Annotated in this window: 16 protein-coding genes and 1 pseudogene; 12 read left to right on the forward strand and 5 right to left on the reverse strand. The window is 53.1% G+C overall.

Features of this window, described 5'->3' with window-relative positions:
* Positions 1–44 precede the first annotated feature (44 nt).
* Entirely contained in the window at positions 45–143 is a 99-nt protein-coding gene (locus tag O1722_RS14160) for a YoaK family small membrane protein (RefSeq protein WP_015570793.1), read from the forward strand.
* Positions 144–218: a protein YoaJ gene (yoaJ, locus tag O1722_RS14165; RefSeq protein WP_015570794.1), complete on the forward strand. Its 75-nt coding sequence runs from the start codon at positions 144–146 to the stop codon at positions 216–218.
* 53 nt (positions 219–271) lie between these two features.
* Here yoaJ and O1722_RS14170 read toward each other — a convergent pair whose 3' ends face one another.
* Positions 272–520, reverse strand: coding sequence for a GlsB/YeaQ/YmgE family stress response membrane protein (locus O1722_RS14170; protein WP_003857896.1), 249 nt, complete (start codon positions 518–520; stop codon positions 272–274).
* 369 nt (positions 521–889) lie between these two features.
* Between O1722_RS14170 and yncL the strand changes: the two genes are divergently transcribed.
* Together yncL and O1722_RS14180 are read left to right on the forward strand one after the other, a co-directional pair.
* Positions 890–982 carry a stress response membrane protein YncL gene (yncL, locus tag O1722_RS14175; RefSeq protein WP_071524166.1) on the forward strand — a complete coding sequence of 31 codons (93 nt, stop codon included), beginning with the start codon at positions 890–892 and terminating at the stop codon, positions 980–982.
* A gap of 124 nt (positions 983–1,106) precedes the next feature.
* Entirely contained in the window at positions 1,107–2,606 is a 1,500-nt protein-coding gene (locus O1722_RS14180) for an EAL domain-containing protein (RefSeq protein ID WP_033487224.1), read from the forward strand.
* Positions 2,607–2,610: 4 nt separating this feature from the next.
* On the opposite strand, the gene O1722_RS14185 is transcribed toward O1722_RS14180, so the two are convergent.
* Complete coding sequence (locus tag O1722_RS14185) at positions 2,611–2,856, reverse strand: YmjA family protein (protein ID WP_015570796.1); 246 nt, start codon at positions 2,854–2,856, stop codon at positions 2,611–2,613.
* 75 nt (positions 2,857–2,931) lie between these two features.
* Entirely contained in the window at positions 2,932–4,182 is a 1,251-nt protein-coding gene (icd, locus tag O1722_RS14190; RefSeq protein ID WP_033487225.1) for an NADP-dependent isocitrate dehydrogenase, read from the reverse strand.
* 117 nt (positions 4,183–4,299) lie between these two features.
* On the opposite strand from icd, the gene rluE reads away from it, so the two are divergent.
* The 5 genes from rluE to purB are packed head-to-tail and all read left to right on the forward strand — an operon-like array spanning position 4,300 to position 8,635.
* Positions 4,300–4,962 (forward strand): 23S rRNA pseudouridine(2457) synthase RluE, encoded by a 663-nt coding sequence (rluE, locus tag O1722_RS14195; protein ID WP_017693618.1) that lies wholly within the window; start codon positions 4,300–4,302, stop codon positions 4,960–4,962.
* Complete coding sequence (locus tag O1722_RS14200; RefSeq protein WP_032648023.1) at positions 4,962–5,435, forward strand: NUDIX domain-containing protein; 474 nt, start codon at positions 4,962–4,964, stop codon at positions 5,433–5,435. Before rluE ends, O1722_RS14200 begins: the two co-directional genes overlap by 1 nt.
* Positions 5,436–5,475: 40 nt before the next feature.
* A complete protein-coding gene (mnmA, locus tag O1722_RS14205) occupies positions 5,476–6,588 on the forward strand; it encodes a tRNA 2-thiouridine(34) synthase MnmA (protein ID WP_032667904.1) in 1,113 nt (370 codons plus the stop codon).
* 27 nt (positions 6,589–6,615) lie between these two features.
* On the forward strand, positions 6,616–7,245 hold the full coding sequence (gene hflD / locus O1722_RS14210; protein WP_006809213.1) for a high frequency lysogenization protein HflD: 630 nt from the start codon (positions 6,616–6,618) through the stop codon (positions 7,243–7,245).
* Positions 7,246–7,264: 19 nt separating this feature from the next.
* Positions 7,265–8,635 carry an adenylosuccinate lyase gene (purB, locus tag O1722_RS14215; protein ID WP_017693620.1) on the forward strand — a complete coding sequence of 457 codons (1,371 nt, stop codon included), beginning with the start codon at positions 7,265–7,267 and terminating at the stop codon, positions 8,633–8,635.
* A gap of 86 nt (positions 8,636–8,721) precedes the next feature.
* Here the strand turns inward: purB and O1722_RS14220 are convergent, their stop codons facing one another.
* A complete protein-coding gene (locus O1722_RS14220) occupies positions 8,722–9,177 on the reverse strand; it encodes an anti-adapter protein IraM (RefSeq protein WP_032653230.1) in 456 nt (151 codons plus the stop codon).
* 412 nt (positions 9,178–9,589) lie between these two features.
* Here O1722_RS14220 and phoP point away from each other — a divergent pair, with 412 nt between their 5' ends.
* The 3 genes from phoP (at position 9,590) to O1722_RS14235 (ending at position 12,938) form a co-directional block, all read left to right on the forward strand.
* Complete coding sequence (gene phoP / locus O1722_RS14225) at positions 9,590–10,261, forward strand: two-component system response regulator PhoP (RefSeq protein WP_026094318.1); 672 nt, start codon at positions 9,590–9,592, stop codon at positions 10,259–10,261.
* Positions 10,262–11,725, forward strand: coding sequence for a two-component system sensor histidine kinase PhoQ (phoQ, locus tag O1722_RS14230; RefSeq protein ID WP_015570801.1), 1,464 nt, complete (start codon positions 10,262–10,264; stop codon positions 11,723–11,725).
* A gap of 91 nt (positions 11,726–11,816) precedes the next feature.
* Positions 11,817–12,938 carry a ribosomal protein uL16 3-hydroxylase gene (locus O1722_RS14235; protein ID WP_017384706.1) on the forward strand — a complete coding sequence of 374 codons (1,122 nt, stop codon included), beginning with the start codon at positions 11,817–11,819 and terminating at the stop codon, positions 12,936–12,938.
* A gap of 154 nt (positions 12,939–13,092) precedes the next feature.
* Here the strand turns inward: O1722_RS14235 and O1722_RS14240 are convergent.
* Positions 13,093–13,518: pseudogene (locus tag O1722_RS14240) on the reverse strand (REP-associated tyrosine transposase); the annotation flags it as partial.
* Positions 13,519–13,523 lie beyond the last annotated feature (5 nt).

Here is a 13,523-nt window from a genome sequence, read left to right on the forward strand (position 1 = left end):
ATCGTACACTCTACGGCCTTATACAAACTCAAACAGGTGATGGCATGAGAATAGGGATCCTCTTTCCGGTGGTTATTTTTATCACGGCGGTGGTGTTTTTAGGCTGGTTTTTCCTTGGTGGTTACGCCGCGCCGGGGGCTTAAATGAGAAAAACGACCATCATCATGCTGATTGTCGCCATCGTGGCCGTCGCCGGTACGCAGTTGGGCTGGTGGTAACGCCCAAAGTAAAAAGGCCGCCGTCAGGCAGCCTTTTTTAACTCAGGTCAGATTTAGCTTTTGATTTTTCTGTAGATAAACAGAACAACCAGCGCGCCAATCACCGCGACGACAAAGCTGCCGAAGTTGAAGCCATCAACTCTGCCAAAGCCGAACAGGGTACTGATCCAGCCACCGACGACTGCACCCACAATCCCCAGAATGATCGTGACGATGAAACCGCCGCCATCTTTGCCCGGCATAATCCACTTCGCCAGGATCCCCGCAATCAGCCCAAAGATAATCCAGGATAAAATTCCCATAGCTTTCCTCTCTGTATGGTTTTTGTCATTAAATCAACGACACAGAAAAGGATAGCACAGGATCTGAGAAAGGAAATTTGTGATAAGAATCACACGGTTCGTTTGATTAAAATATGAGCAGTAAAAAAATGCCGTTCCACACTCATCGTGGGGTTGCATCTTTTACTGAGAAAGATTATCTTTCTCATTACTGAATAGTTGAGCAAATCACTCAGGTATTCAGTACGACATTGCTCACATTGCTTCCAGTATTTCTTGCCCACTCTTGAGTGGGCTTTTTTTTGCCCGAACCCACCAAAATCTGGCGTTTCTTCAGTGGAGGTGAAACGCTATTCTCTGTGGCTACTGAACAACAAAAACGTTGATAACATGAACGTATCAAGCAAGTTTGTCATCTGCCTTAATCTTGTTTCTGCCAGTACGTTACTGCTACTGCTCTCAACACGGTTTGAGTGGTTCTGAGATGAAAGGAGCCTGGCATGGTGGCTTTCCTTTCGATTCCGTGCAGCCTCAACTCTCATACTTGTAGCTTTTATGACCTGTGTTAAGATCCCTGCACCTCAGGACGTGGTGGGACAACAGGAAAATGAAGAAGGCCATTGCCGTTGCTATCATCTCAACCTTTATGGTCGTCCTGTCGCTGTATGCGGTTAACGCCATTATCGCTGAGCAGCAAAAGAACCGGCAGAGGGAGATCTCCCACACGCTCTTAAGCTATTCTGAAGAGTTAACGCAAAATATCGCCAGTACGCTTAAAAATACCTCCGCGCAGGGATGCGATAGCGCCAGTCTGAACGTCTACCGAAAATTAAAGATGCGAAGTCTCTATTTCGCCGATGTGGGGTTTATTGAAAAGGGGAAAATCACCTGCACCGCGTTTTGGGGCAAGCTGGCAAATCCCATCGCCCTTCCCTCTGAGCTGCATAATACCCAGAACGGATTCAGCCTGGCGCAGTTTTCGCAGAAAGATTTCTTTGTCGGCAATGCGACAATCTATAACCACCTTATTATCTTCACCTCCCGTTCAGCCTACGATAAATTTGCCCCCGTTACCGCCAACTATTCGCTTCGTTCTTCCACTAAAGATTTCGGCCGCACCTTTTTCACCGTTACGTCGCCATCAGAAAACTTCAGCCGCTTACAGTCTCTGTTATTTACGCTGGCTGTGACAGAGTGCAGTACACGCTGGGATTTGTGCGTTACCGTCACACACCATGATGCCGGACTGGCTTCGCTCTCCCACGTAGTGATGGTGCTTCTGTGCTTGTTTTTATACTTTATCTGGGTATCCCTGACGCTGTTTTCTCTTCGACTTTATGAAGACCGACGTTCTCTGGAACGAACGCTGGTCAAAGCGGTAAAAGCGAATACCATCAGCGTTCATTTTCAGCCTGTTATTCGGGTTGCTGATAAGAAAATCGTCGGGGTTGAAGTGTTATCAAGATGGCAGGATAACAATCACAAAGAGGTTTCTCCTGAGCTGTTTATCCCGTTAATTAAAAAAATTGGCCTGTATAACGTTTATTATCAGAACATGATAAAGAAATCCCTGGCGGAAATTGCCGCGCTGGCCGCTGAACATCAGTTAATGATTTCACTGAACGTTGGCCGGACGGAAATTGAAGACGGCAAATTCCTGGCGGTATTACGTCATGAATGCTCAGAGAACGCGATTCCCTTATCGTTAATCAAAGTTGAGTTATCCGAAAATGGCGTTTCCACCGCGGCCATCCTTGAAGAGTTTTGTGAGGAGCTTAAATCGGCAGGCGTCAAAATTTCAATAGACGATTTTGGTGTGCAAAACTCTAATCTGGCCAGGCTATCAAATCTCAAATATGACGAAATCAAGGTGGATAAGTCGTTAGTGGACGGCATCAGCGAGCACTATAAACAGGATATCCTGGTGATCTTCAGCGACGCGCTCGCTAAACTGCACAAAACCCTGGTTTTTGAAGGGGTTGAAAGCGAAACGCAATATCAGTTCATCGCGCAGAGATACCCCGATGCCCTCGTACAAGGCTGGTACTTTTCAAAGTCGCTAACCCGGCACGACCTCGCCAGGCTGCTGGCAGACTCAGCGCGATGACGCGTTATTCATTGCCCCACTGATTCAGGAAGTTCGCAATATCGTCAATGCGCGCTTCGTCTATCTCCGCCTGGACAGCCATCTCCCGCTGCGCCTCTTCACTGATTTCCTCATTGTTGTATAAGCGAGTGAGCAGCAGCTGGAAATAGTGTGCCAGCGGCGTACGTTCTGCCTCTTCTACCGGTTTCGCCGTTTCAGTCGCATACTCGTCGACGATGTCATAATACTTGAGCGGGATATCATGGTTCATAGCGTTGTTTCCGTCTTGTGTGCATAAAAAACGGGAACCCTCAGGCTCCCGTTGTCATTTAACCCAGCGAGTGGATTACATGTTCGCGATAATCGCGTCGCCAAACTCTGAGCATTTCAGCAGTTTAGCGCCTTCCATCAGACGTTCAAAGTCATAGGTGACGGTTTTCGCGTTAATCGCGCCTTCCATACCCTTAACGATCAGGTCTGCGGCTTCGAACCATTCCATATGACGCAGCATCATCTCTGCGGACAGAATGATAGAGCCTGGGTTGACTTTGTCCTGGCCTGCGTATTTAGGTGCAGTACCGTGAGTTGCTTCGAACAGGGCGCACTCGTCACCGATGTTCGCGCCCGGGGCGATACCGATACCACCCACTTGCGCGGCCAGCGCATCGGAGATGTAGTCACCATTCAGGTTCATACAGGCGATCACGTCATACTCAGCAGGTCGCAGCAGGATCTGTTGCAGGAACGCATCGGCAATCACATCTTTAATGATGATCTCTTTACCGGTGTTCGGGTTCTTAATTTTCTGCCATGGGCCGCCGTCGATCAGTTCACCGCCGAACTCTTCGGTCGCCAGCTGGTAGCCCCAGTCTTTGAACGCGCCTTCGGTGAACTTCATGATGTTGCCTTTGTGAACCAGGGTCACAGAGTCACGATCGTTGGTGATAGCGTATTCGATGGCGGCACGCACCAGACGCTTGGTCCCTTCTTCGGAGCATGGCTTGATGCCGATGCCGCAATGCTCAGGGAAGCGAATTTTCTTCACGCCCATCTCTTCGCGCAGGAATTTAATCACTTTTTCTGCATCAGCAGAGTCCGCTTTCCATTCGATACCGGCGTAGATGTCTTCTGAGTTTTCACGGAAGATAACCATGTCGGTCAGTTCCGGGTGCTTAACCGGGCTTGGGGTGCCCTGGTAGTAACGCACCGGACGCAGACACACATACAGATCCAGTTCCTGACGCAGCGCCACGTTCAGGGAGCGAATGCCGCCGCCAACTGGCGTGGTCAGAGGGCCTTTGATAGCAACGCGATAGTCGCGGATCAGGTCCAGCGTTTCGGCTGGCAGCCAGACGTCCTGGCCATAAACTTGAGTCGATTTTTCACCGGTGTAAATTTCCATCCAGGAAATTTTACGCTCGCCTTTGTAGGCTTTCTCAACAGCGGCATCAACCACTTTCAGCATTGCCGGGGTAACGTCTACGCCGATACCGTCGCCTTCAATGAACGGGATAATCGGGTTGTGAGGAACGTTAATCTTGCCGTTTTGCATGGTGATCTTTTTACCTTCCGCCGGAACAACTACTTTGCTTTCCATTAACCTCTCCTTCGAGCGCTTCTGGTTGTTACTGATCTTATGTTAATAAATTGTAATGAGCCTTCCGATAGTACCTGATTGTCCGACGCCATGAAAGGTCTTCGTTATTAGGCTATAATGCGGCAATTGATAACGCCTGAAAATACCATGACGAAAACTTCTTTTAGAAAACACCGGGTTGAGCGATTCAGCTCACGACAAGCCACCAGAAGAACGCCAGAACCCCAGCCAACGCGGGTCATACTGTTCAATAAACCCTACGATGTATTGCCGCAGTTTACCGACGAGGCCGGGCGCAGCACGCTGAAGGACTTTATTCCCGTTCAGGGAGTGTACGCGGCGGGACGTCTGGATCGTGACAGCGAAGGGTTGCTGGTGCTCACCAATGACGGCGTGCTCCAGGCCAGGCTCACTCAGCCGGGCAAGCGTACCGGGAAAATTTACTTTGTGCAGGTTGAAGGCGAGCCGGACGACGCGTCGCTGGCAAAACTGCGTAACGGCGTAACGCTGAACGACGGTCCCACCCTGCCGGCTGGTATTGAGCGCGTGAATGAACCCGAGTGGTTGTGGCCGCGCAACCCGCCGATTCGTGAGCGGAAATCCATTCCCACCAGCTGGCTTAAAATAACCCTTTATGAAGGCCGCAACCGACAGGTCAGGCGCATGACTGCGCATGTGGGCTTCCCTACCCTGCGACTCATTCGCTATGCCATGGGCAGCTACACGCTGGACTCGCTGGCAAACGGGGAATGGCGGGATGTTACCCCTAAGGAGAACTGATGTTTAAACCTCATGTTACGGTCGCCTGCGTGGTCCATGCGCAGGGGAAATTCCTGGTGGTGGAAGAGACCATCAATGGCAAAGCGCTGTGGAACCAGCCTGCCGGGCATCTTGAAGCCAATGAAACCTTACGCCAGGCGGCAGCCCGTGAGCTGTGGGAGGAGACGGGTATCCGCGCCGAACCGCAGCATTTTATCCGTATGCATCAGTGGCTAGCGCCTGACCAGACGCCTTTCCTGCGCTTCTTATTCGCCGTTGAACTTAACGAAACGTGCGCCACTGAACCGCACGACGACGATATCGATCGCTGCCTGTGGGTGACTGCCGAGGAGATCCTGAACGCGCCAAACCTGCGTTCGCCGCTGGTGGCGGAAAGCATCCGCTGCTGGCAGTCTGCGGCGCGCCTGCCGCTGGATATCATTGCAGAGTTTAACTGGCCGTTTACAGAGGGTGTCAATGGTGGGGGGGCGTGATAGAATACGCCGCCTTGAAGTTCAATGTCGTGAGTATTCCATGTCAGATAACAGCCAGAAAAAAGTAATCGTCGGCATGTCCGGCGGTGTCGATTCCTCCGTTTCCGCCTACCTGTTGCAGCAACAGGGCTATAAGGTGGAGGGCCTGTTCATGAAGAACTGGGAGGAAGACGATGGCGAGGAATACTGCACTGCCGCTGCGGATCTCGCCGATGCGCAGGCCGTGTGCGATAAGCTCGGCATCGAACTGCACACCGTTAACTTTGCCGCAGAATACTGGGACAACGTTTTTGAACTCTTCCTCGAAGAGTACAAAGCGGGCCGCACGCCAAACCCGGATATCCTGTGCAACAAAGAGATCAAATTCAAAGCCTTCCTGGAATTCGCCGCGGAAGACCTGGGCGCAGACTACATTGCGACCGGCCACTACGTGCGTCGCGCGGATGTAAATGGCAAAAGCCAGCTGCTGCGCGGCCTGGACGGCAACAAAGATCAGAGCTACTTCCTCTATACGCTGAGCCACGAACAGATTGCCCAGAGCCTGTTCCCGGTCGGCGAGCTGGAAAAGCCGGAAGTGCGTAAGATTGCTGAAGATCTGGATCTGATCACCGCGAAGAAAAAAGACTCCACCGGTATCTGTTTTATCGGCGAGCGTAAATTCCGCGAGTTCCTGGGGCGCTACCTGCCTGCACAGCCGGGCAAAATCGTCACCGTTGACGGTGATGAGATTGGTCAGCACCAGGGGCTGATGTACCACACTCTCGGCCAGCGTAAAGGTCTGGGTATCGGCGGCACCAAAGAGGGCAGCGAAGATCCGTGGTACGTGGTCGACAAAGACGTCGAAAACAATATTCTGGTTGTGGCTCAGGGTCACGACCACCCGCGCCTGATGTCCGTTGGACTGATCGCGCAACAGCTGCACTGGGTCGATCGCGAGCCGCTGAAAGGCACGCTGCGCTGCACAGTGAAAACGCGCTACCGCCAGACGGACATCCCTTGCACCGTAACCGCACTGGATGACGATCGCATTGACGTGCGTTTCGACGAGCCGGTTTCCGCCGTTACCCCTGGCCAGTCTGCTGTTTTCTACCGCGGCGAAATTTGCCTCGGCGGTGGGATCATTGAACAGCGCCTGCCGCTGCCTGCTGTTTAAACCGTTTGCACACATAAAGGAGACCGTGTGGCGAAGAACTATTATGACATCACCCTGGCGCTGGCGGGAATTTGCCAGTCAGCCCGTCTGGTGCAACAGCTGGCGCATCAGGGTCATTGCGACGCTGATGCCCTGCACGTTTCACTCAACAGCGTTATCGATCTTAACCCAGGCTCCACGCTGGGCGTCTTTGGCGGCAGTGAAACCAATCTTCGTCTCGGTCTTGAAACTCTGCTCGGCGTGCTCAACGCCAGCAACCGTCAGGGGTTGAACGCGGAACTGACCCGCTACACCTTAAGCCTGATGGTGCTGGAACGTAAGCTTAATGCGGCAAAAGGCGCAATGAATACCCTGGGCGACCGCATCGCCGGGCTACAGCGCCAGCTCGACCACTTTGACCTCCAGTCTGAGACCCTGCTCAGCGCGATGGCCGGTATCTACGTTGACGTGATTAGCCCGCTCGGCCCGCGTATTCAGGTCACCGGTTCGCCTGCCGTATTGCAAAGCCCACAGGTACAGGCGAAGGTACGCGCTTCGCTGCTGGCAGGCATCCGTGCCGCCGTGCTGTGGCAACAGGTCGGCGGTGGCCGCCTACAGTTAATGTTTTCTCGTCATCGCCTGACGACTCAGGCAAAACAAATTCTTGCTCATTGTTAACCTCCCGGAGTTGCGAATTATGGAATTATCCTCACTGACCGCCGTATCCCCTGTCGATGGACGCTACGGCGATAAAGTCAGCGCGCTGCGCGGGATCTTCAGCGAATATGGCCTGCTGAAGTTCCGTGTTCAGGTTGAAGTACGCTGGCTGCAAAAGCTGGCCGCCCAGACAGCAATCAAGGAAGTTCCTGCTTTTGACGCAAAGGCAAACGATTACCTTGATAAAATCGTTGCTGAGTTCAGCGAAGAAGATGCCGCGCGCATTAAAACCATCGAACGCACCACCAACCACGACGTGAAAGCGGTTGAATACTTCCTGAAAGAGAAAGTGGCAAGCGTCCCTGCCCTGCACGCGGTATCTGAATTTATTCACTTCGCCTGTACGTCTGAAGATATTAACAACCTGTCTCACGCGCTGATGCTCTCTACCGCGCGGAAAGAGGTAGTACTCCCTTACTGGCGTAAAATCATTGATGCGGTGAAAGCGCTGTCCGTGGAATACCGCGACATTCCGCTGCTGTCCCGTACTCACGGCCAGCCAGCAACCCCATCCACCATGGGTAAAGAGATGGCGAACGTGGCGTACCGCATGGAACGCCAGTATCGTCAGCTGGAGCAGGTTGAGATCCTCGGCAAAATCAACGGCGCGGTGGGTAACTACAACGCCCACATCGCCGCGTACCCGGAAGTGGACTGGCACCAGTTCAGCGAAGAGTTTGTGACCTCTCTGGGGATCCAGTGGAACCCGTACACCACCCAGATTGAGCCGCACGACTACATCGCCGAGCTGTTTGACTGCATTGCGCGCTTCAACACCATCCTGATCGACTTCGATCGTGACGTATGGGGTTACATCGCCCTGAACCACTTCAAGCAGAAGACCATCGCCGGGGAAATCGGTTCGTCCACCATGCCGCACAAAGTGAACCCAATCGACTTCGAAAACTCCGAAGGTAACCTGGGTCTGGCGAATGCCGTGTTGCAGCATATGGCGAGCAAGCTGCCGGTATCCCGCTGGCAGCGCGACCTGACTGACTCCACGGTGCTGCGTAACCTGGGCGTAGGTATTGGCTACGCGCTGATCGCCTACCAGTCCACCCTGAAAGGTGTGAGCAAACTGGAAGTTAACCGCGACCGTCTGCTGGACGAGCTGGATCACAACTGGGAAGTGCTGGCGGAGCCGATTCAGACCGTGATGCGTCGTTACGGCATCGAAAAACCGTACGAGAAACTCAAAGAGCTGACCCGCGGTAAACGCGTTGATGCTGAAGGTATGAAACAGTTTATCGACGGTCTGGCGCTGCCAGAAGAAGAAAAAGCGCGCCTGAAAGAGATGACCCCGGCAAACTATATTGGCCGTGCCATCGCTATGGTTGACGAGCTGAAGTAATCGCCCTTCCCCCTTTCCACCCGGAAAGGGGGCTGCTTTTCATCATCGAGCCGACATTTCACGTCACATTATCTGTTTTGCCGGGATTAGAGCCTGCCGTCAGGCTGATTGTTATTTTTTGCCGTGGAATAACTTTCCGGAATATACCGTTTTAAGCCGAACGGGCACAGTTTGAACTGGCACGGGGTTTCAGCCGTGCACAGGCGATCCATCTCCTGTCGGTTGCCTGGACACGCGTTTTTCTGTTTGAACCCCATCCAGCCTATTGATGTAAAGGGCATTGCCTGCGCTATCCATACTCTACGCCGCCGATCGTTAATCAGGATCCCCTGGTTTGAAGTGGTGATGATTTCACCTGTACGAACGTAATAATCTCCCTTTAACCACAGGATATAATTCAGGCCATACTGTGTTTCAACTTTGCAAAAGATGGTTCCGCTTTCCGGGCTCGCAATAGTCTCAACAACCTTCCATTCCATAAAGTCCTCTTTACTCGCTATATTGCTGTTTTGTTGTGTAAAAATGCTGCTTTTCTGGCACATCTTATGCAAATCTAATTTCGCACCATAAAATAAGCGTAGACAAAGCCAGGCATAGTGAGAACATCCTTACAAAAAAAAGGGCAATATTTACAAAACTGGCGTGCCCGTGCTGTCCAAAAAGCGACTCGCCTTCAACAGTTCATAAACGGATGGCTGTTTTATCGGGATTGCGAAAGCTTGCGAAAACAAGTCAGTTTATATTACCCGCGCCTGCTGGGGGCGCATGAGGCTTACGTGAGTTGGGTGGGTGATATGAACCAGGCTCAGGTCAACATACTTAATAATCAGGTGCCTGGCGTCATCCCCCCCTGTGTTCGGGAGCATGAAAAAATCATTTAATTTCATTGCGCTGGTGTCAACCTGAATAATCAGCGTTAAACTATTCATACCATTTATAAAGGGAGAAGTGATGATGCGCGTACTGGTTGTTGAGGATAACGCATTGCTACGTCATCACCTGAAAGTTCAACTTCAGGAGATGGGTCATCAGGTGGATGATGCTGAAGACGCAAAAGAGGCCGATTATTATCTCAATGAACACCTGCCGGACATCGCCATTGTCGATTTAGGGCTGCCGGATGAAGACGGATTGTCCCTTATCCGCCGCTGGCGTAGCCATGACGTTTCCCTGCCGGTGCTGGTGCTGACTGCCCGCGAAGGCTGGCAGGACAAGGTTGAAGTCCTGAGCGCTGGCGCGGATGACTACGTGACCAAACCCTTCCATATTGAAGAAGTCGCTGCGCGTATGCAGGCGCTGCTGCGCCGCAACAGCGGGCTGGCGTCACAGGTTATCTCTCTGCCGCCGTTCCAGGTGGACCTCTCTCGCCGCGAATTTTCTATTAATGATGAAGTGATCAAGCTGACCGCATTCGAATACACCATCATGGAAACGCTGATCCGTAACAACGGTAAAGTGGTGAGCAAAGATTCCCTGATGCTTCAGCTCTATCCGGATGCCGAGCTGCGCGAAAGCCACACCATTGACGTACTGATGGGTCGCCTGCGTAAAAAAATTCAGGCGCAGTACCCGCATGACGTGATCACCACCGTGCGTGGTCAGGGCTACCTGTTCGAATTACGCTAAATGAAAGGGATATTGCGCCACATTTTACCCCTTTCGCTGCGGGTTCGCTTTTTGCTGGCAACCGCCGCCGTCGTGCTGGTGCTGTCGCTCTCTTACGGGATGGTGGCGTTGGTCGGTTATAGCGTGAGCTTCGATAAAACCACCTTCCGCCTGCTTCGCGGCGAAAGTAACCTGTTTTATACCCTGGCGAAGTGGGAGAACAACCGAATCACCGTCGAGATGCCGGAAAACCTGAATCAGCAGAGCCCGACGCTGGCGCTGATCTATGATGAAAAAGGGAAATTGCTGTGGGCCCAGCGCGATGTCCCGTGGTTGAAAAAGCGCATCCGTCCGGAATGGCTGAAAACCAACGGTTTTCATGAAATAGAAGCCGACCTCAACTCCACCAGCAGCCTGCTGCGTGACGATCGCGCCTTACAGATCAAGCTTAATGAGATCCGGGCCGAAGATGACGACACGGAGATGACCCACTCTGTGGCCATCAACCTTTACCCCGCCACCCTGAACATGCCGCAGTTAACCATTGTGGTGATCGATACCATACCGGTTGAGCTGAAACGCTCGTATATGGTCTGGAACTGGTTTGTGTATGTTCTGGCTGCCAACCTGCTGCTGGTGATCCCTCTCCTGTGGGTTGCTGCGTGGTGGAGCCTCCGCCCGATTGAATCCCTTGCCAAAGAGGTGCGCGAGCTGGAGGAACATCACCGCGAGAAGCTAAACCCGGAGACCACGCGTGAGCTGACCAGCCTGGTGCGCAACCTCAACCGCCTGCTGAAAAGCGAACGTGAACGCTACGACAAGTATCGCACGACGCTCACCGACCTTACGCACAGCCTGAAAACCCCGCTGGCCGTGATGCAGAGTACCCTGCGTTCCATGCGCAGTTCGAAAATGAGCGTGGATGACGCCGAGCCGGTGATGCTGGAACAAATCAGCCGTATTTCACAGCAGATCGGCTATTACCTGCACCGCGCGAGCATGCGTTCCGGAAGCGCCCTGTTGAGCCGTGAACTGCACCCGGTAGCCCCGCTGCTGGATAACCTCACCTCTGCGCTGAACAAGGTGTACCAGCGTAAAGGGGTCAACATCAGTCTGGATATCTCACCGGAAATTAGCTTTGTCGGTGAGAAAAATGACTTTATGGAAGTGATGGGAAACCTGCTCGATAACGCCTGCAAATATTGTCTGGAGTTTGTCGAGGTGTCCGCGCGGGTAACGGATAACGAACTGCATATTATCGTTGAGGATGATGGTCCTGGCATTCCCCGTAATAAACGCGAAGTGGTGTTCGATCGCGGCCAGCGCGCCGATACGCTGCGGCCAGGCCAGGGCGTCGGATTATCCGTTGCCAGGGAAATCGTCGATCAGTACGAGGGCAAGATTGAAACCGGTGAAAGTTTGCTGGGCGGTGCCCGTATGGAAGTCATTTTTGGCCGCCAGCATCCCGTATCGAACGATAGTTGACCCGAAATGTGAAAAATACGCGGATCTCGCAGTCAGGGGGCGGTGCTTCCGTTATAATCCGTCTCAGTAAGAGCCTGCGGAATACAAAAATATGGATTATCAATTAACGCTTAACTGGCCCGAATTTATTGAACGTTACTGGCAAAAACGCCCGGTCGTTCTTAAACGCGGGATCAGCAATTTTATCGACCCTATTTCTCCTGACGAACTCGCTGGTCTGGCGATGGAAAACGAGGTAGACAGCCGTCTGGTGAGCCACCAGGACGGGAAATGGCAGGTCAGCCACGGTCCCTTTGAAAGCTACGATCACCTGGGCGAAAACAACTGGTCTTTACTGGTGCAGGCGGTCAACAACTGGCACGAACCCACCGCAGCCTTAATGCGTCCCTTCCGCGCCCTGCCAGACTGGCGAATGGACGATCTGATGATATCCTTCTCCGTTCCCGGTGGCGGCGTGGGTCCGCATCTGGATCAGTACGACGTGTTTATCATTCAGGGTACCGGTCGCCGTCGCTGGCGCGTGGGCGAAAAAGTGCCAATGAAGCAGCACTGCCCGCACCCGGATCTGCTTCAGGTTGATCCGTTTGAAGGGATCATTGATGAAGAGCTGGAACCAGGTGACATTCTTTATATCCCACCGGGCTTCCCGCATGAAGGTTATTCCCTGGAGAACTCGCTGAACTATTCGGTTGGTTTCCGCGCGCCAAGCGGGCGCGAGATGATCAGCGGATTTGCTGACTATGTTTTACAGCGTGAGCTGGGCAGCTACCGTTACAGCGATCCGGACGTTCCGGCGCGTGAGCACCCGGCGGATATTCTGCCAGAGGAGCTGGATAAGCTGCGCGGGATGATGCTGGATCTGATCAACGAACCGGAGCACTTCAGACAGTGGTTTGGCGAGTTTATCAGCCAGTCGCGTCACGAACTGGACGTCGCACCGCCAGAGCCGCCTTATCAGGCAGATGAAATTTATGATGCGCTCCAGCAGGGCGATAAGCTGGTTCGTCTGGGCGGATTACGCGTACTGCGCATTGGCGAAGAGGTATTCGTCAACGGCGAGCGCCTGGACTCTCCGCATCGCCCGGCGCTGGAAGCGATTGCCAGCCATATGGTGCTGACTGCGGATACCTTCGGCGACGCGCTGGACGATCCCTCCTTCCTCGCCATGCTGGCCGCGCTGGTGAACAGCGGGTACTGGTTTTTTGAGGACTGAGCCGCTTTAATGCCCGGTGACGCTGCGCTTACCGGGCCTACGATCGAAATGTAGGCCGGGTAAGGCGTAGCCGCCACCCGGCTTTGTTTTACTTCCGCTCCCCCGCCGCAAAATCCTCAATCTCACCCGCCCAGTCTGCCGGATATAACCCTTACCGCACGTCCCGATGAAACGTTGAATATGGCCAGTCGACGACTTTCCCGACATAGCCATGCTTCAGCGGATTGATGTAGACGTAATCCATATGCCGCCGATAATCCTGCTCATTGCGAATAGTGTGCTCCCAGAAACGCGGTTGCCAGACGTGGCGCATTTCAATGTTGCGGCTAAACGTTTTTTTGATGTCGCGCCAGCGCGCTGAAAAGTCACTGTCTCCTTCCGGCAGGGTCCAGATACAGTGCATATGTTCAGGCAGGATAACCCAGGCGTTAATGGTAAAGGGCTTCGCACGCTTAACCGTGGCGGTAGCGGAACGCAGGCTGTCGATGTGGCGAGTAAGTAAATCGCTCTGGCGGTTTTGCAGATTGACGGTGAAAAACCAGGTCCCACCGGGGATGTAGTGGCGGCGGTAGTTTGACATTTGAA

This window comes from Enterobacter cloacae complex sp. HYC003_NIDB (assembly GCF_056673375.1).

Excerpts from the sequence above, each read along its gene's own strand:
- O1722_RS14180 (WP_033487224.1), top strand. The coding sequence starts at position 1,107 with ATGAAGAAGGCCATTGCCGTTGCTATCATCTCAACCTTTATGGTCGTC.
- rluE (WP_017693618.1), top strand. The coding sequence starts at position 4,300 with ATGCGGCAATTGATAACGCCTGAAAATACCATGACGAAAACTTCTTTT.
- O1722_RS14170 (WP_003857896.1), bottom strand. The coding sequence starts at position 520 with ATGGGAATTTTATCCTGGATTATCTTTGGGCTGATTGCGGGGATCCTG.
- O1722_RS14160 (WP_015570793.1), top strand. The coding sequence starts at position 45 with ATGAGAATAGGGATCCTCTTTCCGGTGGTTATTTTTATCACGGCGGTG.
- phoP (WP_026094318.1), top strand. The coding sequence starts at position 9,590 with ATGCGCGTACTGGTTGTTGAGGATAACGCATTGCTACGTCATCACCTG.
- purB (WP_017693620.1), top strand. The coding sequence starts at position 7,265 with ATGGAATTATCCTCACTGACCGCCGTATCCCCTGTCGATGGACGCTAC.
- phoQ (WP_015570801.1), top strand. The coding sequence starts at position 10,262 with ATGAAAGGGATATTGCGCCACATTTTACCCCTTTCGCTGCGGGTTCGC.
- icd (WP_033487225.1), bottom strand. The coding sequence starts at position 4,182 with ATGGAAAGCAAAGTAGTTGTTCCGGCGGAAGGTAAAAAGATCACCATG.
- O1722_RS14185 (WP_015570796.1), bottom strand. The coding sequence starts at position 2,856 with ATGAACCATGATATCCCGCTCAAGTATTATGACATCGTCGACGAGTAT.
- mnmA (WP_032667904.1), top strand. The coding sequence starts at position 5,476 with ATGTCAGATAACAGCCAGAAAAAAGTAATCGTCGGCATGTCCGGCGGT.
- yncL (WP_071524166.1), top strand. The coding sequence starts at position 890 with ATGAACGTATCAAGCAAGTTTGTCATCTGCCTTAATCTTGTTTCTGCC.
- O1722_RS14200 (WP_032648023.1), top strand. The coding sequence starts at position 4,962 with ATGTTTAAACCTCATGTTACGGTCGCCTGCGTGGTCCATGCGCAGGGG.
- O1722_RS14235 (WP_017384706.1), top strand. The coding sequence starts at position 11,817 with ATGGATTATCAATTAACGCTTAACTGGCCCGAATTTATTGAACGTTAC.
- O1722_RS14220 (WP_032653230.1), bottom strand. The coding sequence starts at position 9,177 with ATGTGCCAGAAAAGCAGCATTTTTACACAACAAAACAGCAATATAGCG.